This window comes from Amycolatopsis sp. CA-128772, from assembly GCF_002904295.1.
GTDB lineage: Bacteria > Actinomycetota > Actinomycetes > Mycobacteriales > Pseudonocardiaceae > Amycolatopsis.
On sequence record NZ_PPHG01000040.1, the window covers coordinates 14,050 to 35,807 of the forward strand.

Genomic DNA, 21,758 nt, shown 5'->3' on the forward strand with positions numbered 1-21,758 from the left:
GGCCAGTCTACGTGCGCTCGGCCCGTGACTCAGGACACGGTGGTGCTCTTGTGCACCAGCGCGTCGCACAGGGCCAGCCAGCTGGCCTCGACGATGTTGCCGTGCACGCCGACCGTGGTCCACTCGCGTTCGCCGTCGGTGCTCTCGACCAGCACGCGCGTCACCGCGTCGGTGCCGGGGTGGCCCTGGAGGATGCGGACCTTGTAGTCGGCCAGCTCCACACTGTCCAACCAGGACAGGTGCGGGGAGAGCGCCTCCCGCAGGGCCGCGTCGAGGGCGTGCACCGGCCCGATGCCCTCGGCGGTGGCGATCACGCGCCGGCCGCCGACGTGCACCTTGACCGTGGCCTCGGCCATCACCTCGCCGTCCGGGCGGTGGTCGAGCACCACGCGGTAGGACTCGAGCTGGAACGGCGCCTCCACGGGCTCGTCGGCTTCCTGACGCAGCAGGAGTTCCAGGGAGGCGTCGGCGGCCTCGAAGGACCAGCCTTCGGCTTCGAGGCGCTTGACCTTCGTGATGGCGCTCGTCAGCGCTTCGGGCCGGCCGGCAAGGTCGACCCCGAGCTCACGTCCCTTGAGCTCGAGGCTGGCCCTGCCGGCCATCTCGGTGACCAGTACCCGCATGTCGTTGCCGACGGAAGACGGATCGATGTGGTTGTACAACAACGGATCCACCTTGATCGCGCTCGCGTGCAGTCCCGCCTTGTGGGCGAAGGCCGACGCCCCTACGTAAGCCTGGTGGGTGTAGGGGGCGAGGTTGGCGATTTCGGCAAGGGCATGGGAGACCCGGGTGAGCTCGGCGGCGCCTCCGGTCGGGAGGACGTCGAGGCCGAGCTTGGTCACCAGGTTTCCCGTCACGGCGAAGAGGTCGGCGTTGCCGGCCCGCTCCCCGTAACCGTTGGCGGTGCACTGGACGTGCGTCACGCCGGCCTGCACCGCGGCGACGGAGTTCGCCACGGCGCAGGAAGTGTCGTCCTGACAGTGGATTCCCAGCCGGAACCCGGTCTTTTCCTTGATGCTCCGGACGGTCTCGGCGAGCCCGAGCGGCAGCTGGCCGCCGTTGGTGTCGCAGAGCACCAGGACGTCGGCCCCCGCGTGGGCGGCGGCGTCCAGGACCTTGAGGGACGTCTCGGGGGAATACGCGTAGCCGTCGAAGAAGTGCTCGGCGTCGAGGAAAACGCGCCGGCCTTCCTTGGTGAGGAACCGGACGGTGTCTTCCACCATCGCGCAGGCCTCCTCGACGTCGACGCGGAGGGCGCGTTCGATGTGCCGGAGGTCGGACTTGGCGACGAGCGTGATGACCGGCGCTTCGCTGTCGAGCAGGGCCCGCACCTGCGGATCGGCGTCGGCGGTGGTGCCGGCCTTGCGGGTCGCGCCGAACGCGACCAGGGCGGCGTGCGTCAGCTTCAGCTCGCCCTTCGCCGCCCGGGCGAAGAACTCCGTGTCCTTGGGGAGCGCCCCGGGCCAGCCGCCTTCGATGAACCCGACGCCGAGTTCGTCCAGCAGCCGCGCGACGGCGAGCTTGTCCTGGACGGAGTAGGAGATGCCTTCCCGCTGCGCACCGTCGCGCAGGGTGGTGTCGTAGAGGTGGAAGGCGTCGCCGAGCGGGGTGCCGGCGGGCTCCGTGCGGGTCACGGTCTTCTCCTAGATTTCCTGGCTGTCCGGGCGTTCCAAGGCAACAAAAAAACCTCCCGCAGGGTGCGAGAGGTTGCGCGCCGGGTGCTCTTGTGGAGCTACCGTCCGGCGCGCTCGGCGATAATGATCGCGAAGCTGGTCACGGTCGCATCATGCCACAGGGATCGAGCACGAGTCCAGGAACTGGGCCAGGCTCCCACCATCCGGGAACACCGCGGGCACGAAAAAGCCCCGCGCCCGGAGGGACGCGGGGCTTTTCGCCGGAAAACCTCAGCCGGCCGTCCGCACGTTGGACGACACCAGCGCCGCCAGCCGGTCGCCGATCGCCTGGGTGGCCCCCGGCGACGCCTGGTCCCGGGTGGCCAGGTCGAACGCCACCGACGCCTCGATCCGCCGCGCCGATTCCTTCTGCCCCAGGTGGTCCAGCAGCAGCGCCACCGAAAGGACCGCCGCCGTCGGGTCGGCCAGGCCCTGGCCCGCGATGTCCGGGGCCGAACCGTGCACCGGCTCGAACATGCTCGGGTTCCGCCGGGTGATGTCCAGGTTGCCGCTCGCCGCCAGGCCGATGCCGCCGGTCACCGCGGCCGCCAGGTCGGTGATGATGTCGCCGAACAGGTTGTCCGTCACGATCACGTCGAACCGGGACGGGTCGGTCACCAGGTGGATCGTCGCCGCGTCCACGTGGGAGTAGGCGACCGTCACCTCCGGGTGCTCCAGCGAGACCTCTTCGACGATCCGCGACCACAGCGAACCCGCGTACTCGAGCACGTTGGTCTTGTGCACCAGCGTCAGGTGCTTGCGCGGGCGGTTCTCGGCGCGGTTGAACGCGTCCGCGACCACGCGGCGGATGCCGAACGCCGTGTTGACGCTGACCTCCGTCGCGATCTCGTGCTCGGTGTCCTTGCGCAGCAGGCCGCCGGTGCCCGCGTACGGGCCTTCGGTGCCTTCGCGCACGACGACCATGTCGACGTCGCCGGCGTCGGCCAGCGGGCCCCGGACACCCGGGTACAGCCGCGCCGGGCGCAGGTTGACGTGGTGGTCCATCTCGAACCGCAGGCGCAGCAGCAGGCCACGCTCGAGGATGCCGCTCGGCACGCTCGGGTCGCCGACCGCGCCCAGCAGGATCGCGTCGTGCTGGCGGAGTTCCCCGAGGACCGACTCCGGGAGCAGCTCACCGGTCGAGTGCCACCGGGCCGCGCCGAGGTCGTAGTTCGTGATCTCCGCCGTCGGTACTACTTCGCCGAGCACCTTCAGCGCCTCGGAGACCACCTCGGGCCCGATCCCGTCTCCTGGGATCACCGCGAGCCGCATCCACACACCTCCGTCGACCGGACCACCGGCCGCACCGATGGTCCATCGCAACAAAACGCCAGCAGCCGGAAGGTTACCGGCCGTAGACAAACCGCCGTAGCCGCACCACCCTTATGCCGCATCCTCCCGCAGGGTGAGACACCCAATTGGGTGAATAGCCCAGGGGCGTCCCCGGCGGAAAACCCCCGGAGACGCCCCTGGTCCTGCAGGAATCGATCTTGCCACGACCTAGTGGCGACCAGCCCCGATCGGCTGACGGCCGTTCCCCGAGCGGGCGTCCTCCACCTTGACCACGCTCGCCCGGTTGCCCGCGGCGTTGTGGTGCTCGATGGCCAGCAGCCCGAGGGCGTTGTCGGCCGCGGCCGACGCCGCGTTCCGCGTCACGACCAGCGCCGTTCCCGGCTTCGCGACGTAGCCGAGCGCGGCGTCGCCGCCGCCCTGCACCGCGTAGCCCGGCGCGAGCGCGTCGAACGAGAGCGGCGTGCCGACGTAGTCGATCAGCCCGTTGGTCGTGCCCGGCGCGACGTAGAACCCGCTCACCCCCACCGTGTAGGAGATCCGGTGGGACTCGGCGTTCGCGTCGATGCCCAGCGCGGCCAGCGAAACCGGCAGCGTGAGCACGTTCGTGTCGAACACGTTGGTGTCGACGTCGCCGAGCTGGCCGTTGACCGCCTGGACGTCCACGGCCGGGAAGCCCGGGGTCAGCGCGACCGTGGTGGCCAGGAGGACGTCGGTGGACGTCGCCTTGGTCACGTAGGTCTCGAAGTCCGGCTGCCCGTCCCCGGTCGTGTCGATGTCGACGAACGGCGAGGTGTTGCTGCCGATGTTCGCCCAGTCCCCCCAGGTGGAGAGGCCGAACGCGAGCAGCGCGTTCTCCGGCTCGCCCTGCGCCTTGGCCAGCGGCGCGGTGGACGCCGCGCCGATGTAGCGGAGGTCGCCGCCCTTGGCCGTCTTGTTCAGCGTGCAGTCGGTGACCACGTCCGCGTCGCACTCGGGCAGCTGCGGGGACTCCGCCTGCAGCTCCAGGACGCTGATCAGCGAGCGGTACCGCTGGGCGCCGGTGCCCTGGTCGACACCCTTGCCGCCCAGGTTCAGCACGGCCTGGGTCGCGTCCGCGCCGAACTTCACCGACGCCGGCGTCGAAATCGACGAGACCGGTTTGGGCGCGGCGTAGACCGAAACCCGCAGCGGCACCTTGGCCCCGCTGACCGGCGTGAAGGCGACGCGGCCGGAGGCGTCGGCGACGAACTGCCGGGCCAGGCCGGCCTGGGTGGCCGCCATGGTCGGGTCCAGCACCTTGCGCAGCGCCTTCGGGTCGGTGATCTTCAGCGTCACCTTCACCTTGGCCGTGCCGCGCGGGGTCAGCTTCACCGACTGCTTGTCCACTGTGTACTCGACACCCGGCAGCGCGTTGACCGCCTGGTAGGCGACGGTGTACTCGGCCGGGGTGACGCCCTTGTTGACCAGCTTGACCGTCTTCGACAGCGTGACGGGGCCACCGGCCTCGACCGTGCCGAAGCTGACGCTGACCGCGCCCGGGTCGTCCTGGACGTAGGCGAGCACCTGGTTGTCCAGCGCCGCCTTGGCGTCGATCCGGCCGCTGCCGACGCGCTGCGGCGCGTAGGTGTGGCCGGCGCCGTCGGAGACGTCGTGGCCGGCGGTGCCGATGACCGACGCCTTGACCTCCTCGACCGACCAGTCCGGGTGTGACTGGCGGACGAGCGCGGTGATGCCCGTGGTGTGCGGGGCGGCCATCGACGTGCCGGAGAGCACGGTCCGGCCGTTGCCGCTGCCGCGGAAGGCCGAGGTGATCGTGTCACCGGGCGCGGCGACGTCCGGCTTGACGGCCGGGCCGCGGGTGCCGCGCGAGGTGAACGAGCTCGGGGTGTCCACGATCGTCTTGTCGTAGGTCTGGATCGAGGCGCGCCCGGCGCCGTAGAGCCGGACCTGCAGCGTGCCCGCGGTCAGCGCCGCGCGCAGCGTCTTCGTGGCGGACCCGGTGAACTGGAACATCGGGATCGCCGCGTTGCCCGCGATGCCCGCGCTGAAGTGCTCCGAAGTGGACGACAGCAGCGCGCCTTTGGCGCCGGCGGCCTGCGCGTTGTTCGCGCGGGCGGCCGAACCGCAGGCGCGGGTCGAGTCGTTGTCGTCCCACTCCAGCCAGACGAACTTGCCCGCGGCCTTCGCCTTGTCCTCGGCGGAGTACGGCGCGCAGCCCGCGCTGTTCGACGCGGACAGCGTGACGACCGGCGCGGTCACGTCCAGGGTGTCGTAGCCGGTGAAGTTCTGGCTGTACTGGCCGGTCTTCTGGCCCGCGGTGGGCGCCTTGACCTCGGCGGCGTCGCGCAGGATGCCGGCGTCGCGCGTGCTGGCGACGGTGAGCGCCTCGGGCGTGTTGCCCGGGGAGCCGGCGATGTCGTTGATGTCGCCGCCGTTGCCCGCGGAGATCACCGGGAGCACGTTGTTCGCGGCGAGCTTGCGCACGAACAGCGAGTCCGGGTCGTCCGGCGCGCCGAAGTCGGAGCCGAGCGAGAGGTTGACGATGTCGAGGTGGTCGGTGAAGTCGCCGTCGCCGTCCGGGTCGAGCGCCCAGTCCAGCGCCTGCGAGGTGACGTTCGTCGAGCCCGTGCAGCCGAACACCTTGATGGCGTAGAGCAGCGACTTCGGCGCGGTGCCCGGGCCGATCAGCATCGCGTCGACCTTCTTGGCGTCCAGCTTCTTGTAGTCGCCCTTGAAGGTCTTGCCGTCGGCGGTGACGCCGAAGCCGCCGATGGTGCCGGCCACGTGCGTGCCGTGCTCACCGCAGGCGAGCGGGTTGGGGTCCGGCTTCGGGGTGGTCTTGCCGGCCGTCGCGGCGTCGTAGTCGTCGCCGACGAGGTCGGTGCCGCCGACGACCTTGGCGCTCGGGAAGAGCGGGGTCGGCTTGGTGCTGTCCACGCTCTTGTAGGCGGCCTGCGTGCCGGGGCCGCCGAAGTCGGCGTGGGTGTAGTCGATGCCGTCGTCGATGACGCCGACGCGGACCCCGTCGCCGAACCTGCCGGTCTGCTGCCAGGCGGCGAGCGTGTTGGTCAGCTGCTCGGCGCTGGCGTTGGTGCGCGTCTTCGGCACCACCGTCCGCACCGCGACGACGTCCGCCCGCTTCGCGACCTCACGCAGCTTCGCGGCGTCCGCGGTGACGACCACACCGGGAACGGCGTTGGCGGTCTGGGTGACGACCTGCGGCTTGGCGTCGGCCGCGCGCAGCTGGCTCACGACCGAGTTCACCGCGGCGGCGGTGTCGTCCTTCGCGGCCCGGGCGGCGCGCTTGGCGGCCTCCTTGCCCTGCGGCTGCGCGGAGGTGAACGCGTCGACGGCCGGTTTCTTCGCCAGCTCGACGAACGCGGTGACCCGGCCCTGCGCGGCCCCCAGCCGCGGCGAAACCTTGCCCTGCAGCTTCGCGTCGTCGATCTTGGCCGGTGCGACGCCTTCGGCGAGCGGAGCATCCGCCGCGCTCGCCACCGGCGCCCCGAGCGCGGCGGCCAGAACGACGGCGAAGGCCGCCGTCGTGGCGCGCGCCGGGAGGCGGGATCTGCTCATGAGTCGGCCCCTTACCGAGGTCTGGACCCGAACCTGCCGACCGCTCCGGAACACCCCCGACGGTGAAGGGCGGCACAGCGCCGTGCCCTCGACGGCGCGTGGTTCGACCTCGCGAAAGGAACCTAATGCCCCAAAACACCTACTTAGGTAGGCAAAAGACTCCGTTACGTGAATGTGATTGCGCACGAAGGCCCCCTGCTGGGTGGCAGGGGGCCCTCGAAAGTGTTACGTCAGTTGAAGTCCACCGCACGGATCGTGTGCGCGCCCACCGCGGCCCCGATCGGCTCCAACAGGTGCGCGTCGATGTGGCGGTCGACGCGCAGCAGCATCACCGCGTCCGAACCGTCCGTCGTCTGGCTGATCTGCGCGGCCTCGATGTTGATGCCGGCCTCGCCGAGCAGCGTCCCGACGCGGCCCATCACGCCCGGGCGGTCCGGGTACTCGACCAGCAGCACGGTGCCCTCGGCGCGCAGGTCGAAGCCGCGGCCGTTGACCTCGACCAGCTTCTCGACCTCGTCCAGGCCGGTGACCGAACCGGACACGGTCAGCACCGCGCCGTCCGAGTGCACCGCGCGCACGGTGACCAGGCTGCGGAACTTGGGGCTCTCCGACTCGGTCTCCAGCTCGACCTGCACGCCCAGCTTCTCCGCCAGCTGCGGCGCGTTGACGAAGGTGACCTGGTCCTCGACCACGCCGGTGAACACCCCGCGCAGCGCGGCCAGCTGGAGCACGCCGGTGTCCTCGCTGGAGATCTCACCCTTGACCTGCACGGTCACCGACGTCGGCGACGTCGGGTTGAGCGCGGTCAGCAGCTGGCCGAGCTTCTGGGTCAGCGACAGGTACGGGCGGACGTGCTCGCCGACCGCGCCGCCGCCGGAGACGTTCACCGCGTCCGGCACGAAGTCGCCGCGCAGGGCCAGCAGCACCGACTTCGCGACGTCGGTGCCCGCGCGGTCCTGCGCCTCGGCCGTCGAGGCGCCCAGGTGCGGCGTCACGACGACGTTCTCCAGCTCGAACAGGGGGCTGGACGTGGTCGGCTCGGAGACGAAGACGTCGACGCCGGCGCCGCCGACGTGGCCCGAGCGCAGCGCGTCGGCCAGGTCCTCTTCGACGATCAGCCCGCCGCGGGCGGCGTTCACGATGATGACGCCCGGCTTGGTCTTCTTCAGCGCCTCGGCGTCGATGAGGCCCTTGGTCTCCGGCGTCTTCGGCAGATGGATGGAGATGGCGTCGGCGCGGGTCAGCAGCTCGTCGAGGGTGACGAGCTCGATGCCGAGCTGCGCGGCGCGGGCGGCCGAGACGTAGGGGTCGTAGGCGATGAGGTGCGTGTCGAAGGCGGCGAGGCGCTGGGCGAACAGCTGGCCGATCTTGCCGAGGCCGACCACGCCGATGGTCTTGCCCTGCAGCTCGACGCCGGAGAACGAGCTGCGCTTCCACTCACCGCCGCGGAGGCTCTGGTCGGCGGCCGGGACGCGGCGCGCGACCGACAGCAGCAGCGCGACGGCGTGCTCGGCGGCGGAGACGATGTTCGACGTCGGCGCGTTGACGACCAGGACGCCGCGCTCGGTCGCGGCGGGCACCTCGACGTTGTCCAGGCCCACGCCCGCGCGGGCGACGACCTTGAGCTGCGTGGTGGCCGCGAAGACCTCGGCGTTCACCTGGGTGGCGGAGCGGACCAGGAGCGCGTCGGCGCTCTTCACCGCCTCGAGCAGCGCGGACCGGTCCGTGCCGTCGACGTGCCGGACCTCCACCTCGTCACCGAAGACGCTCAGCACGGAGGGGGCGAGCTTTTCCGCGATGAGGACGACGGGCTTATTGGGCTTGCTCACGATACGGCTCCCACTATCTGGTCATTTCCAGGACGCTCGGTGTCGACAAACGGTCACAGCACGTCGTTGTGCCCCGGTCGAGGCGGAGTTTAACGCGCGGGCCGGGCCCGTGGCGTCTCCTGGTGTTAACTTGCCCGCAATCCTTCGAAAACAAGAGCCAGGAGCCGCTGCATGCCCCCTTCGCCGGGCAGGTGGCCACCCGCCCAGGATGCCGCGTGCAGCAACAGAAGGAGCTCGTGCGCCGAGACGTCCTGACGCAGCTCGCCCGCGAGCTTCGCGCGTTCCACCAGTTGGGAACCGACGTCACGCATCGCGTGGCACGATTCGTACAACCGGGATGATTCGTCGTTCAGCGCGTCGGCAGTGAGCTCGACCAGGCCGCGGAAGGTGCCGGTGGCGTCGCCGAGCCCGGCGAGCCACGCGTGCAGCGCGTTGAGCGGCTCGGGGTGGGTGAGCAGCTCGCGGGCCCGCTCGGCCTGCGCGTCGAACCGGGCGCGCAGGAGCGTCTCGAGCAGCGCGTCCCGGGTCGGGAAGTGCCGGTACAGCGTGCCGATGCCGACCCCGGCGCGGCGCGCGATCTCTTCCAGTGACGCCTCGACGCCGTGCTCGGCGAAGGCGCGCTGCGCCTCTTCGAGGAGGCGCTCGTAGTTGCGGCGGGCGTCCGCGCGCATCGGTTTGACGTCGGTCATCGCACTCACGAGCCTACCGGGTAGCCAATCGGAGGCTGCCTCCGTATATTACCGGAGGCAGCCTCAGCTTACTGGAGGGAACTCGAGGATGACCCTGATCGAAGACACCCGGGCACGGCTCGGCGCGGTCGGCGCCTGGTTGCCGAGCGCACCACTGGCCCCGCCCCCGGACGTCGAACGCGCGGCGACGCGGCGGCTCGCCGACGCGGGCTACCGCTCGGTCTGGAGCGGCGAAGGACCCGGCACGCGGGAGGTGTTCGCCGCCTTCGGCGACCTCCTGGGCGCGGTCCCGGACGTCGTGCTCGGCACCGGCATTGCGAACCTGTGGGCCCGGCGCGGGGTGACTGCGCAGAAGGGCGGCGCGACGCTCGCCCACGCCCACCCGGGCCGGTTCGTGCTCGGCGTCGGCGCCGGACACGCGTTCCAGGCCGCGAAACTCGGCGAGGACTACCGGCCGATCGACCGGATGCGCGCCTACCTGTCCGATATGGACGCCGCGGAGGCCGAGAACCCTTCACCGGTCGCGTTTCCGCGGGTGCTGGCCGCCGTCGGGCCGAAGATGCTGGCGCTGTCGCGCGACCACGCGGACGGCGCCCACCCGTTCGCCCAGCCGGTCTCGCACACGCCGTACGCCCGGGAGATCCTCGGGCCGGGCAAGCTGCTGATCCCGCAGCAGACGGTGCTGCTCGGCACCCGGGAACAGGCCCGCGAAACCGTCCGCCACCGGGTCGCGCAATCGCTTGCGCACCGCGTGACGGCCTACCTGGCGGGGTGGAAGCGGCTCGGTTACACGGCCGCCGACATCGACGGGCCGAGCGACCGGTTCGTCGACGACCTCGTGCTGTGGGGCGACGCGGGAACCATCGCGAAACGCGTCGGCGAACTGCTCGACGCCGGCGCGGACCACGTCCTGCTGACACCGGCCGCACCTACGTTCGAGTCCACTGTGGACGCCTTGGTCGAGCTGGCCCCGGAGGTGGTCCGATGAGCGTCGGGATCTGGCGGTTCTTCGGCGGCGCCCCGATCGGCGAGCTCCGCGAAACGGCCGCCGAGGTGGAGGAACTCGGCTTCGCCGCGCTCTGGTTCGGCGAATACGCCGGCCGCGAGGCGTTCACCCAGGCGGCGCTGCTGCTCGGGGCGACGTCCCGGCTCACGGTCGCCACCGGGGTCGCGCGGTTCGACCAGCGCTCCCCGCTCGCGGCGGAGGGCGCCGTCCGCGCCTACCCGTACTTCGTCCCGCCGGAGCACACCGCGATGGCGCGCGAGCGGCTCGGCCCGGGCAAGTACCTGGCGGTCGAGCAGGCGGTCCTGCTCGACTGGCTCCCGACGTGGCCCGCGAGCACGTCGACGGGTACGTCCGGCTCGCGCGGCACCACCAGGAAAACCTGCGTCGCCTCGGCTTCACCGACGCCGACCTCGCCGACGGCGGCAGCGACCGCCTGGTCGACGCCATCGTCACCACCGGCGAACAGGCGGCGGCGGACCGCATCCGCGCCCACCTCGACGCGGGCGCCGACCACGTCTGCGTCCAGGTCCTGGCCCGCACGGACAAGTCCTACCGCAGGCTGGATCACGCGAGTTACGCCTTCAATCACGTGAGTTACGCCTTCAATCACGTGAGTTACGTCGGGAATCACGGGAGGTGCGGGTTCGGGGGTAGGGTGGCGGGGCGCGGTGCGGGCCGCGTCCCGTCCGCGGAAAGGGCCGAGCCCACCCCCGCTTCACCGCACCACCAGCTCCGCACCTTCTTTCCTGCCCGGTGCCGGCGGACCACGGGCGACGAGGGAAGGAGGCACCATGGGCGTGCTGCCCGCAAAACCCAGCCTGGACCAGCTGCGCAAACGCGCGAAGGACCTCGCGCGCGCCGAAGCCGTGAAGCTGTCCGAAGCACAGTTCCGCATCGCCCGCGACCACGGGTTCCCGAGCTGGCCGAAGCTGCAGGCCTACGTCCGGCGCGTCACCGAGCACGGCGAAACCCTGCAGCACCCGTACCACCAGGACGTCGCGTACTACGCCGAACGCGCGCTCGGCCTGCTCGCCTCGGCCGAGGACGACACACCCGGTGCGAAGGAACCGTTCGTCCGCTGGAACCAGCCCCTCGCCCGCGACGGCGCCCGCGCGGTCGTCGCCCGGGAACACGGTTTCGGTTCCTGGAAAGCACTCCGCGACCACGTCAAGTCCCTTGTGGACAGCGGCGAGCCGTTCGCCCGCGCGTACCGGGCGATCGAGGCCCGCGATCCCGGGCAGCTCGAAACGCTCTTGGCCGAGTTCCCCGGGCTCGTCGACGCCCGCGGCACCAACGGCAACGACCTGCTCGGCATGGCGGGCGCGACGCACGACGAGCGGCTCAGCCGCCTCCTCCTCGACCACGGCGCCGACCCGGCCCGCGGCAACGTCCACGGCTGGACACCCCTGCACCAAGCCGCCTACAGCAACCTGCCTCTCCTGCTCGACCTGCTCCTGCAGCACGGCGCACCGGTCGACGTCTCAGCCCGCGGCGACGGCGGCACTCCCCTGGTCGTCGCCCTGTTCTGGGGTCACCGCGAGGCCGCCGAAAAGCTGGCGGAACACAGCCGCGCGCCGGGCAACCTCCGCGTCGCGGCGGGCCTCGGCGACACCGACGCCATCGGCGAACTTCTGACGTCGGGCCGCGCCGGCGCCCACCGCGGCTTTTACCGCCCCCACAGCGGTTTCCCGGCCTGGCACCCGGCGGACGACCCCGCCGAAGTCAGGAACGAAGCCCTCGCCTGGGCCGCCCGCAACGACCGCGTCGACGCCCTCAAGACCCTCGTCGAGCACGGCGCCGCGGTCGACGCCGACGTCTACCGCGGCACGGCACTGACGTGGGCCGCCGCGCAGGGCAGGCTCGAGGCCGTCCGCACACTCCTCGACTTCGGCGCCGACGTGAACTTCCGCGGCACGTTCGGCGGCCCGAACCACGGCGAAGGCGTCACGGCCCTGCACCTGGCCGCGCAGTCCGGGCACCTCGACGTCATCCGCACCCTCGTCGAAAACGGCGCCGATCCGGGCGCCCGGGACGCGATTTACCACAGCACCCCGGAGAAGTGGGCGGAAGTGGGTGAGCAGCCGGCCGCGCAGGACCTGCTCAGGTAGACAACCGGAGTGGATAGTCCGTATCGTCGAAGACGGACTAACCACTCCGTTTTTGTCACTGGGAGGAACTCGTGAACTCACCCCGCGAGGTGTTCGCCGCGCTGTCCGACGGCATCGGCGAAGGGAGGTGGGCAGACCTTTCCGCGCTCTACGCCGAAGATGCCGTCGTCGAGCACCCCCAGGCCGTGCCGCGGCCCACCCGCACCATCGGCCGCGCGACGATCCACGAGCACTTCACCGGCGCCCTCGCCGGATCGCTGCGGCTCAAGCGCAAGAACATCGTCGTCCACGAGACGACGGACCCCGAGGTGATCGTCGCCGAATACGGCTACGACGCCGAGTCGGTCGAAACCGGGCGGACGATCTCCACGGCCAACATCCAGGTGCTGCGCATCCGCGACGGCCTGATCGTCCATTCCCGCGACTACCACGACTACCTGCGGCTCGCGGTCATCCGCGACGGCGTCGACCAGCTGGCCAAGGCCTACGAGCAGGCGCCGCCGCGCGGACTGTCCCCGGTCACGCCGGAAAGCGCGGGCACGGTGTTCGAGCGGCTCGTGCACGGCGTCGCCGGCGGCCGCTGGGACGAGCTGCCGAAGCTGTACGCCGAGGAAACGCACGTCACGCACCCGTTCCTGCCGGGCTCCGAGGTGGTGCGCACCCGTGACGAGCTGCGGGCGCACTTCGCGGCGGGCAAGGCGCTGAACCCGGCCTTCGCCGTCGCGGACCTGGTCACCTACCAGGGCACCGATCCGGAGGTGCTGATCGGCGAGTTCGCCTACCAGGGCGAGTACGGCGGGAAGCCGGTCCGGATCGCGAACATCTTCGCCATGCGGATCCGCGATGGCCTGGTCGTCGAATCCCGCGACTACGGCGACCATCTGGGCATCGCCGGCGACCTCGGCGCGATCCCCGAGCTGGCGGCGAAGCTCTAGGCTTCGGCGAGGTCTTCGGGCAGGTCGAACTCGCCGTCGCGGACGCCCTTGACGAACGCGTCCCACTCCGACGGCGTGAAGACGAGGATCACGCCGTCCGGCTTCGCCGACTGCCGCATCGCCGTGTAGGTGACGCCGTCGGTGTGCTCGATGAACGCGTACTCGACGCAGTCGTCGAGGGTGACGCCTTCGGGCTCGGCCCGGATCCACTCGGCCTTGGTGAAGTCGAGGTGGTGCCGGATGTGCGCCTTGTCGTCGACCGGCTGATCGCTCATGTCTCCAGCGTAGCGACCCGGGCACCGAACGCACCGAAGGGGACGCCCGGCACCGGGCGTCCCCTTCGGGTGGCAGAACTCAGGCGGTCTCGGTGATCGGCCGGTCCACCCACGACATCAGGTCGCGCAGCTTCTTGCCGGTCGCCTCGATCGGGTGCTGGTTGCCCTGCTCCTCGAGCTTGGTGAAGTTCGGCCGGCCGGCCTCGTCCTCGGCGACCCACTCACGCGCGAACGTGCCGTCCTGGATCTCGCCGAGGATCTTCTTCATCTCTTCCTTGACCGCCGGCGAGATGACGCGCGGGCCGCGGGTCAGGTCGCCGTACTCGGCGGTGTCGGAGATCGAGTAGCGCTGGCGCGCGATGCCGCCCTCGTACATGAGGTCGACGATCAGCTTCAGCTCGTGCAGCACCTCGAAGTAGGCGATCTCCGGGGCGTAGCCGGCCTCGGTGAGCACCTCGAACCCGGTCTGCACCAGCGCGGACGCGCCACCGCAGAGCACGGCCTGCTCGCCGAAGAGGTCGGTCTCGGTCTCCTCGGTGAACGTCGTCTTGATGACGCCGGCGCGGGCGCCACCGATGGCGGCCGCGTAGGAGAGCGCGAGCGCCTGGGCGTTGCCGGAGGCGTCCTGCTCCACGGCGATGAGCGCCGGGACGCCCTTGCCGTCGACGAACTGGCGGCGGACCAGGTGGCCCGGGCCCTTCGGGGCGACCATGGCGACGTCGACGTTCGCCGGCGGCTTGATCAGGTCGTAGCGGATGTTGAAGCCGTGCCCGAAGAAGAGGGCGTCGCCGTCCTTGAGGTTCGGCGCGATGTCCTGCTCGTAGATGTGGCGCTGCTTGGTGTCCGGCGCCAGGATCATGATCAGGTCGGCCTCGGCCGACGCCTCGGCCGGGGTGAGCACGCGCAGGCCCTGCTCCTCGGCCTTCGCCCGCGACTTGGACCCCTCGGGCAGGCCGATGCGGACGTCGACGCCGGAGTCGCGCAGGCTCAGCGAGTGGGCGTGGCCCTGGCTGCCGTAGCCGATGACAGCGACCTTGCGCCCCTGGATGATCGAGAGGTCGGCGTCGTCGTCGTAGAAGATTTCCACTGCCATGGGGGTTACTGCTTCCTTTCCTGACTTACTTCTTTTAGCGCGGCGAGGTGGCGGTGATCGAACGGGCGCCGCGACCCACCGCGACCATGCCGGACTGCACGAGTTCGCGGATGCCATACGGCTCCAGCATCCGGAGCAACGCACCGATCTTGTCGGACGTCCCGGTGGCCTCGACGGTGAGTGCCTCGGGAGAGACGTCCACCACCTTGGCCCGGAAGAGCTGGACGGTTTCGAGGACCTGGCTGCGCACGGTGTTGTCGGCGCGCACCTTCACGAGCAGCAGTTCGCGCTGCACGGCGGTCGACTGCTCCAGCTCGACGATCTTGATCACGTTGACCAGCTTGTTGAGCTGCTTCGTCACCTGTTCGAGCGGTAGCTCTTCCACGGCGACCACGATCGTCATGCGGGACACCTCGGGGTTTTCCGTGGGCCCGACGGCGAGGGACTCGATGTTGAACCCGCGGCGGGAGAACAGGCCGGACACGCGCGCGAGCACACCGGGCTTGTTCTCGACCAGGACACTCAGCGTGTGGACGCTCATTTCAGCGCTCACCTTCCCCAGCGGCTTCCGCGGCGGCCTCGGTCGTCTCGACCGAAACCTCGTCGTCGTCGAACAGCGGCCGGATGCCCCGGACCGCCATGATCTCGTCGTTGCCGGTGCCGGCCGCGACCATCGGCCACACCTGGGCATCCTTCCCCACGACGAAGTCGATCACGACGGGGCGGTCGTTGATTTCCATCGCGCGGCGGATGGTGGCGTCGACGTCTTCCTTCGTCTCGCACCGCAGGCCCGCGCAGCCCAGCGCCTCGGCCAGCAGCACGAAATCCGGGATGCGATGCTTGTGCGTGCCGAGGTCGGTGTTGGAGTACCGCTCCGAGTAGAAGAGGTTTTGCCACTGCCGGACCATGCCGAGGTTGCCGTTGTTGATCACGGCGACCTTGATCGGCGCGCCTTCGATGGCGCAGGTGGCCAGCTCCTGGTTGGTCATCTGGAAGCAGCCGTCGCCGTCGATCGCCCACACCTGGGTGCCCGGGACGCCGAACTGCGCGCCCATCGCGGCCGGCACGGCGTACCCCATCGTGCCGAGGCCGCCGGAGTTGATCCAGGTGCGCGGGTTCTCGTACTTGACGAACTGCGCGGCCCACATCTGGTGCTGGCCGACGCCCGCGGCGTAAACGGCGTCGGGGCCGACGATCTCGCCGATCCGCTCGATGACGTACTGCGGCGACAGCGAACCGTCGTCGGGCCACTCGTAGCCGGCCGGGTAGGTCTTGCGCCAGTCGTCGGCCTGGGTCCACCAGTCGGCGAGGTCGGGCTTCCCGCCGTGGTCGAACTCGGTCTGCACGGCGGTGATCAGCTCGCCGATGATCTCCTTGCAGTCGCCCACGATCGGGACGTCGGCCTTGCGGTTCTTGGAGATCTCGGCCGGGTCGATGTCGGCGTGCACGATCGCGGCGTCCGGCGCGAAGGAGGACAGCTGGCCGGTGACCCGGTCGTCGAACCGGGCGCCGAGGGCGATCAGCAGGTCGGCGCGCTGCATGGCGGCGACCGCGGCGACCGTGCCGTGCATGCCCGGCATGCCGAGGTGCTGCGGGTGCGAGTCGGGGAACGCGCCGCGCGCCATCAGCGTGGTGACGACGGGGATGTTCGTCAGCTCGGCGAGCTGCTTCAGCTGCTCGTGCGCTTCGGCCTTGATGACACCGCCACCGACGTAGAGCACCGGGCGCCGCGACTTCGCGATCAGCTTCGCCGCTTCGCGGACCTGCTTGCCGTGCGGGCGCAGCGTCGGGCGGTAACCCGGGAGCCGCAGTTCGGTCGGCCAGGAGAACGAGGTCATCTCCTGCAGCACGTCCTTGGGGATGTCCACCAGGACGGGGCCGGGGCGGCCGGTCGCGGCCAGGTGGAACGCCTCGGCGATGGTCCGCGGGATGTCCGCGGGGTCGGTGACGAGGAAGTTGTGCTTGGTGATCGGCATGGTGATGCCGCAGATGTCGGCTTCCTGGAACGCGTCCGTGCCGATCAGCGCCCGGGACTGCTGCCCGGTGATGGCCACGACCGGGACCGAGTCCATGTTCGCGTCGGCGAGCGGGGTGACCAGGTTGGTCGCGCCCGGGCCCGAGGTGGCCATGCAGACGCCGACCTTGCCGGTGGCCTGCGCGTAGCCGGTGGCCGCGTGGCCGGCGCCCTGTTCGTGGCGGACCAGGACGTGGCGGACCTTCGTCGAGTCGAGCAGCGGGTCGTAGGCGGGCAGGATGGTGCCGCCCGGAATCCCGAAGACCACCTCGGCGCCGACGGCCTCGAGCGAACGCACGAGGGACTGGGCGCCGGTGACGCGCACCGGCGTTCCCGCCGGTGGTGCCGGCTTCGGACGTGCTCCGGGCGTTCCGGGCGTCGGCCCGGGCTTCGCGTCGCTGCGCGACGTCGCACTGGTCATCGGATCTGCCTCGTGGGTCTCGGTGTCACTCGTTCGGGTCGGTTTTTTGCGGTGGGGCCAGGAATCTCTTCCCTTGGGCAACAAAAAACCCTCGCCGACCGTAAGGTCGCACGAGGGTTCGCGCGTCGACGCAGCGGAAAGTCTTCCCTAAGCGTCGACGCGCTTGGGAAGTACGAGGCCGGTCAGCGGTGTCACGGCGATGACGCTAGACCGAACGCCCCGCGGGTGTCAACTCTGCGGGACGGAGTGTCCGCATCGTGGACGTGGGTCACACCCGCGCGACCCGGGTCCGGGCCGGTGAGCGGCGCGGTGCACCATTTCCGGGTGGCCGAAAAACAGCAGGACGAAGGCCGGAAGGCCGTCTTCCGCATCCCCCGCACGTCGTTCATGGCGATCGCCCTCCTGACGGTGTGCGTGACGCCGATCGCGCTCGGGGAAATCCCGTACCTGCAGTGGCTCTACATCTTCCCGATCGCGCTGGCGGTGTTCGTGGTCCGCCACCGCACCGTGGCGACGCGCTCGGGGCTGGCGGTCCGGACGGTGTTCGGCCACCGCGACATCCCGTGGTCGGCGCTGAAGGGGCTGGCGATCACGAAGCGGGCCCGCGTGCAGGCGGTGCTGCAGGACGACACGAAGGTGCCGCTGCCGACGGTCCGGACCCGGCACCTGCCGGTGCTGTCGCTGGTCAGCGAAGGTCTGGTCGCGGACCCGAGCGGCGTCCTCGAAACCGGGGACATCAAGCCCGGCACGCCGGAAGCTTCCACACCGGAGTAAATTGGTCCTACCAGTTTCGCCGGCCACCCTTTGACCTGGGAGTTCCCGTGCCGCCTCTCCGTTCCCGGACCACCACCCACGGCCGCAACGCGGCGGGCGCGCGCTCGCTCTGGCGCGCCACGGGCATGACCGACAGCGACTTCGGCAAGCCGATCATCGCGATCGCCAACTCCTACACGCAGTTCGTGCCGGGGCACGTGCACCTGAAGGACCTCGGCGAGATCGTCGCGGACGCGGTCAAGGAAGCCGGCGGCGTCGCGCGCGAGTTCCACACGATCGCCGTCGACGACGGCATCGCGATGGGCCACTCCGGCATGCTCTACTCGCTGCCCTCGCGCGAGATCATCGCCGACTCGGTGGAGTACATGGTCAACGCGCACCAGGCCGACGCGCTGGTGTGCATCTCCAACTGCGACAAGATCACCCCGGGCATGCTCAACGCGGCGATGCGCCTGAACATCCCGGTGGTCTTCGTCTCGGGCGGCCCGATGGAGGCCGGCAAGGCAGTCGTCGTCGGTGGCGTCGCGCAGGCCCCGACCGACCTGATCACCGCGATCGCCGCGTCGGCCAGCCCCGAGGTCGACGAAGACGGCCTTTCGATCGTCGAGCGTTCGGCCTGTCCGACCTGCGGGTCGTGCTCCGGCATGTTCACCGCCAACTCGATGAACTGCCTCACCGAGGCCCTCGGGTTGTCGCTTCCCGGCAACGGCTCGACGCTGGCGACGCACGCCGCGCGCCGCGCGCTGTTCGAGGCGGCCGGCCGGACCGTCGTCGAGCTGTGCCGCCGCTGGTACGAGGAGGACGACGCATCGGTGCTGCCGCGGTCGATCGCGTCGAAGGCGGCGTTCGAGAACGCGATGGCCCTGGACATGGCCATGGGCGGTTCGACGAACACGGTCCTGCACATCCTCGCGGCGGCCCAGGAGGGCGAGGTCGACTTCACGATCGCCGACATCGACGCGATCGGCCGCCGCGTGCCCTGCCTGTCGAAGGTGGCGCCGAACTCCGACTACCACATGGAAGACGTCCACCGGGCCGGCGGAATCCCGGCGATCCTCGGCGAGCTCTACCGCGGCGGCCTGCTCAACACCGACGTCTGGTCGGTGCACTCGCGTGATCTGGACTCGTGGCTCGGTTCCTGGGACATCCGGGCTTCGTCGCCGTCTGCGGTCGCTCTCGAACTGTTCCACGCGGCGCCGGGCGGAGTCCGCACGACGCAGGCGTTCTCGACGGAGAACCGCTGGTCGTCCCTGGACACGGACGCGGCGGGTGGCTGCATCCGCGACGTCGAGCACGCGTATACGAAGGACGGCGGCCTGGCGATTCTCCGGGGAAACCTCGCGGAGAACGGCGCGGTGATCAAGGCCGCGGGCATCGACGAGGACCTGTGGCACTTCGAGGGCCCGGCGCGCGTCCTGGAGAGCCAGGAGGAAGCGGTGTCGGCGATCCTGAAGAAGGAGATCCAGCCGGGCGAGGTCCTGGTGATCCGCTACGAGGGTCCGGCGGGCGGCCCGGGCATGCAGGAGATGCTGCACCCGACGGCGTTCCTCAAGGGCTCGGGCCTGGGCAAGAAGTGCGCGTTGATCACCGACGGGCGGTTTTCGGGCGGCTCGTCGGGCATTTCGGTGGGCCACATCTCCCCGGAGGCGGCCGCGGGCGGCCTGATCGGCCTGGTCGAAAACGGCGACCGCATCCTCCTGGACATCCACGAGCGACGCCTGGAGCTGCTGGTCTCCCCCGAGGTTCTGGCGGAGCGGCGGTCGAAGATGGAGGCGTCGGAGCGGCCGTGGCAGCCGAAGGAGCGCCAGCGCCCGGTGACGGCGGCCCTGCGCGCGTACGCCCGGATGGCAACGTCGGCGGACACCGGCGCGGTCCGCGACGTGAACAAGTAGGTTTTCTGCCGAAAAAGGCCGTCCCGGTTCCCCGGGGCGGCCTTTTTCGCTGGGCGGATCAGCCGCGGTCGTGAAGCGTGATCCGGTAGCCGTCGGGGTCGGCGAAGGTGAACGTCCGGCCGAACGGGCCATCGATCGGCGCGGAGACGATGGTGTGCCCGTCGGCGACGAGAGCATCGTGGATGGCCTGGACATCGGTGGCGTGCAGCCAGATCGCGGCACCGGCCCCGGGCTGCGCGAGATCGGTCCCAGGGATGACCTCGCGAAGCGCAAAGGCGATCGGCTTCGTCTCGAAGACCACAGCGTGCGGAGGCCCCGCGGGTGAGCGGACGAGGCCCAGGTACTGCTCGTAGAACGCCTGCGAAGCGTCGAGGTCGCGCGCTTGCAGCGAGACGAAGTCGGGGCCGGTGGCGGGCATGGTGACGCTCCTTGTCTTGGTGTCAGGTTCCTGACACCAACCAAGGTATGTCAGGAACCTGACATCCGTCAAGGCGCGCGGTCACCGATCCGAGTCGCAGCGCGTCTTTTCTGGCTCACCAACCGGTTCCCAGCCGCAGTTTTCGCCCGTTCCCCAGCCCTCAGCCGCGAGGGGGACCCCCGATTTCAACGTTACCGGAGGCCACCGACAGTTCCGGCCGGCCCGAGCCGAGTTATCCACACCTCCGGTTACCGCGTCAGAACGATGACCACCACGGCCGCGGCGGCCGCCAGCAGCAGCGCCACCAGCCCCAACGGCAGCGGCCGCTTCCGCCACGGCGTGTTCCGCTCCAGCGAGATCGGCCCGGCCCCGGTGAACAGCAGGCTCAACGCCGCCGCCCCGAGCAGCAGCTCCAGCTCGAAACCCTGCCCCTGCCCCTCGAAGAACCCGCCGTGGAACTTCGCGTACACCGCGTTGGCCGCGACCCCCAGCAGGCCCGCCGCCGCCAGCGGGGTGAACAGCCCGACGATCACCAGCACGCCGCCGCCGACCTCGGTGATGCCGGTGATCCACGACAGCAGCGTCGTCTGCTTGTGGTAGCCGAACGTCTCCAGCACCCGCGCGAACCCGCCGATGCCCGGCCCGCCGAACAGGCCGAACAGGTGCTGCAGGCCGTGCGCGCCCATGGTCAGGCCGAGCGCCAGCCGCAGGATCAGCAGGCCGAGGCCGAGGCCGCCCTGGCGCGGCGTGTCGTCCGGCCGGTCGTCCTCGACACCCGACAGGACGCTGGTGGGCTGCTGCGAAAAGTCGTCTCCACTGCTCACCCGCGCAGGTTAGGGGATCGCCGCGGCCCTGGCGAGCTCAGTATTCGCCGTGGACGAGGTTGTCCGGCAGCTCCCCGCCGGCGTACCGCGCGATCTCGGCCGCGGCCACGGCGTAAGAACGACCACGGACCCCGCGCACGGCCCCGCCGACGTGCGGGGTCAGCAGCAACCCCGGCACCGTCCACAGCGGGTGCCCGGCGGGCGGCGGCTCCGGATCGGTGACGTCGAGCGCGGCCCGCAGCCGTCCCGTGGTCAGTTCGGCGACCAGGGCGTCGGTGTCCACGACGGCGCCGCGCGAGGCGTTGACCAGCACCGCGCCGTCGCGCATCCGGGACAGGAACTCCGCGCCGGCCATCCCCCGGGTGCGGGACGTCAGCGGCACCATCAGCACCACGACGTCGTGCAGCTCGAGCAGGACAGGCAGCTCGCGCACGCCGTGCACGCCGTCCCGCGCGGTCATCCCGACCATGGTGCAGCGCGCGTCGAACGGCTCCAGCCGGCGCCGCAGGTGCTGCCCGAGGTCGCCGGCGCCGATCACGAGCACGCGCTTGCCCTGCAGCGTGTCGGTCGTTTGCCGCGCCCAGCGGCCTTCGCGCTGCGCGGCGGCGAAGACGTCCAGCTGCCGGTACAGCGACAGCAGCACGGCGACGACCCACTCAGCGGTGCTCCCGCCGTGCGCGCCGCGGCAGGTGGAGAGGAGGACGCCGTCGGGCACCTTGCCGACCCAGTCCTCGGCGCCGGCGGACAACAGCTGGATCAGCTTCAGGTTCGGCACGGTGCGCCACAGCTGGTCACCCGGCGGGTGCTTGCCGGGGATCAGGACCTCGGCTTTCGAGGCTTCGGGCGGCACCGGCTCGCCCCACTGGTAGCGCACGGGCAGGACCCGCGGAACCTCGGCGAGCACGGTCATGCCCTCGTCGTCGGGCACCAGCACGGTCAGCGTCATGATCCCCAACGTA

Annotated in this window: 17 protein-coding genes and 1 pseudogene; 6 read left to right on the forward strand and 12 right to left on the reverse strand. The window is 70.6% G+C overall.

The genetic code is table 11. From position 1 onward, the window contains the following. Positions 1–29: 29 nt before the first annotated feature. From cimA to C2L59_RS16190, 5 genes are all read right to left on the reverse strand, one after another. Positions 30–1,634, reverse strand: a complete 1,605-nt coding sequence (gene cimA / locus C2L59_RS16170; RefSeq protein WP_103350335.1) for a citramalate synthase — start codon at positions 1,632–1,634, stop codon at positions 30–32. A 270-nt stretch (positions 1,635–1,904) separates the two neighbouring features. Continuing rightward, entirely contained in the window at positions 1,905–2,945 is a 1,041-nt protein-coding gene (locus C2L59_RS16175; RefSeq protein ID WP_103350336.1) for a 3-isopropylmalate dehydrogenase, read from the reverse strand. A gap of 228 nt (positions 2,946–3,173) precedes the next feature. Then, positions 3,174–6,521, reverse strand: a complete 3,348-nt coding sequence (locus tag C2L59_RS16180) for a S8 family serine peptidase (protein ID WP_199199102.1) — start codon at positions 6,519–6,521, stop codon at positions 3,174–3,176. A 230-nt stretch (positions 6,522–6,751) separates the two neighbouring features. Further along, positions 6,752–8,350, reverse strand: a complete 1,599-nt coding sequence (serA, locus tag C2L59_RS16185) for a phosphoglycerate dehydrogenase (protein WP_103350337.1) — start codon at positions 8,348–8,350, stop codon at positions 6,752–6,754. 125 nt (positions 8,351–8,475) lie between these two features. Beyond that, positions 8,476–9,039, reverse strand: coding sequence for a TetR/AcrR family transcriptional regulator (locus tag C2L59_RS16190; RefSeq protein WP_103350338.1), 564 nt, complete (start codon positions 9,037–9,039; stop codon positions 8,476–8,478). 88 nt (positions 9,040–9,127) lie between these two features. Here C2L59_RS16190 and C2L59_RS16195 point away from each other — a divergent pair, with 88 nt between their 5' ends. From C2L59_RS16195 to C2L59_RS16210, 4 genes and pseudogenes are all read left to right on the forward strand, one after another. Continuing rightward, positions 9,128–10,027: a TIGR03620 family F420-dependent LLM class oxidoreductase gene (locus C2L59_RS16195; protein ID WP_103350339.1), complete on the forward strand. Its 900-nt coding sequence runs from the start codon at positions 9,128–9,130 to the stop codon at positions 10,025–10,027. Beyond that, positions 10,024–10,607 (forward strand): annotated as a pseudogene (locus C2L59_RS16200) (LLM class flavin-dependent oxidoreductase); the annotation flags it as partial. The gene C2L59_RS16195 and the pseudogene C2L59_RS16200, both read left to right, overlap by 4 nt. Positions 10,608–10,836: 229 nt before the next feature. Then, positions 10,837–12,153 (forward strand): ankyrin repeat domain-containing protein, encoded by a 1,317-nt coding sequence (locus tag C2L59_RS16205; RefSeq protein ID WP_103350340.1) that lies wholly within the window; start codon positions 10,837–10,839, stop codon positions 12,151–12,153. A 71-nt stretch (positions 12,154–12,224) separates the two neighbouring features. After that, positions 12,225–13,088, forward strand: coding sequence for a nuclear transport factor 2 family protein (locus C2L59_RS16210; RefSeq protein ID WP_103350341.1), 864 nt, complete (start codon positions 12,225–12,227; stop codon positions 13,086–13,088). Here C2L59_RS16210 and C2L59_RS16215 read toward each other — a convergent pair. The 4 genes from C2L59_RS16215 to C2L59_RS16230 form a co-directional block, all read right to left on the reverse strand. Continuing rightward, positions 13,085–13,363, reverse strand: coding sequence for a DUF397 domain-containing protein (locus C2L59_RS16215; protein WP_103350342.1), 279 nt, complete (start codon positions 13,361–13,363; stop codon positions 13,085–13,087). The genes C2L59_RS16210 and C2L59_RS16215 overlap by 4 nt on opposite strands. A 79-nt stretch (positions 13,364–13,442) precedes the next feature. Then, positions 13,443–14,456, reverse strand: coding sequence for a ketol-acid reductoisomerase (ilvC, locus tag C2L59_RS16220; protein WP_026469083.1), 1,014 nt, complete (start codon positions 14,454–14,456; stop codon positions 13,443–13,445). Between the two features lie 34 nt (positions 14,457–14,490). Further along, positions 14,491–14,997 carry an acetolactate synthase small subunit gene (gene ilvN, locus C2L59_RS16225; protein WP_003080760.1) on the reverse strand — a complete coding sequence of 169 codons (507 nt, stop codon included), beginning with the start codon at positions 14,995–14,997 and terminating at the stop codon, positions 14,491–14,493. A 1-nt stretch (position 14,998) separates the two neighbouring features. Next, complete coding sequence (locus C2L59_RS16230) at positions 14,999–16,891, reverse strand: acetolactate synthase large subunit (RefSeq protein ID WP_233223518.1); 1,893 nt, start codon at positions 16,889–16,891, stop codon at positions 14,999–15,001. Positions 16,892–17,215: 324 nt separating this feature from the next. On the opposite strand from C2L59_RS16230, the gene C2L59_RS16235 reads away from it, so the two are divergent. Then, positions 17,216–17,665, forward strand: coding sequence for a PH domain-containing protein (locus C2L59_RS16235; protein ID WP_103350416.1), 450 nt, complete (start codon positions 17,216–17,218; stop codon positions 17,663–17,665). 47 nt (positions 17,666–17,712) lie between these two features. Beyond that, entirely contained in the window at positions 17,713–19,557 is a 1,845-nt protein-coding gene (ilvD, locus tag C2L59_RS16240) for a dihydroxy-acid dehydratase (RefSeq protein WP_103350344.1), read from the forward strand. Positions 19,558–19,615: 58 nt separating this feature from the next. On the opposite strand, the gene C2L59_RS16245 is transcribed toward ilvD, so the two are convergent. The 3 genes from C2L59_RS16245 to C2L59_RS16255 form a co-directional block, all read right to left on the reverse strand. Beyond that, a complete protein-coding gene (locus C2L59_RS16245; protein WP_103350345.1) occupies positions 19,616–19,975 on the reverse strand; it encodes a VOC family protein in 360 nt (119 codons plus the stop codon). Between the two features lie 248 nt (positions 19,976–20,223). Further along, positions 20,224–20,799, reverse strand: coding sequence for a DoxX family membrane protein (locus C2L59_RS16250; protein WP_103350346.1), 576 nt, complete (start codon positions 20,797–20,799; stop codon positions 20,224–20,226). 37 nt (positions 20,800–20,836) lie between these two features. Next, positions 20,837–21,745 (reverse strand): 2-hydroxyacid dehydrogenase, encoded by a 909-nt coding sequence (locus C2L59_RS16255; RefSeq protein WP_199199103.1) that lies wholly within the window; start codon positions 21,743–21,745, stop codon positions 20,837–20,839. Positions 21,746–21,758: the final 13 nt, after the last annotated feature.

Coding starts and splice junctions, on each gene's coding strand:
- C2L59_RS16175 (WP_103350336.1), bottom strand. CDS start 2,945: ATGCGGCTCGCGGTGATCCCAGGAGACGGGATCGGGCCCGAGGTGGTC.
- C2L59_RS16180 (WP_199199102.1), bottom strand. CDS start 6,521: ATGAGCAGATCCCGCCTCCCGGCGCGCGCCACGACGGCGGCCTTCGCC.
- C2L59_RS16190 (WP_103350338.1), bottom strand. CDS start 9,039: ATGACCGACGTCAAACCGATGCGCGCGGACGCCCGCCGCAACTACGAG.
- C2L59_RS16195 (WP_103350339.1), top strand. CDS start 9,128: ATGACCCTGATCGAAGACACCCGGGCACGGCTCGGCGCGGTCGGCGCC.
- C2L59_RS16205 (WP_103350340.1), top strand. CDS start 10,837: ATGGGCGTGCTGCCCGCAAAACCCAGCCTGGACCAGCTGCGCAAACGC.
- C2L59_RS16215 (WP_103350342.1), bottom strand. CDS start 13,363: ATGAGCGATCAGCCGGTCGACGACAAGGCGCACATCCGGCACCACCTC.
- ilvC (WP_026469083.1), bottom strand. CDS start 14,456: ATGGCAGTGGAAATCTTCTACGACGACGACGCCGACCTCTCGATCATC.
- ilvN (WP_003080760.1), bottom strand. CDS start 14,997: ATGAGCGTCCACACGCTGAGTGTCCTGGTCGAGAACAAGCCCGGTGTG.
- C2L59_RS16230 (WP_233223518.1), bottom strand. CDS start 16,891: ATGACCAGTGCGACGTCGCGCAGCGACGCGAAGCCCGGGCCGACGCCC.
- C2L59_RS16245 (WP_103350345.1), bottom strand. CDS start 19,975: ATGCCCGCCACCGGCCCCGACTTCGTCTCGCTGCAAGCGCGCGACCTC.
- C2L59_RS16255 (WP_199199103.1), bottom strand. CDS start 21,745: ATGACGCTGACCGTGCTGGTGCCCGACGACGAGGGCATGACCGTGCTC.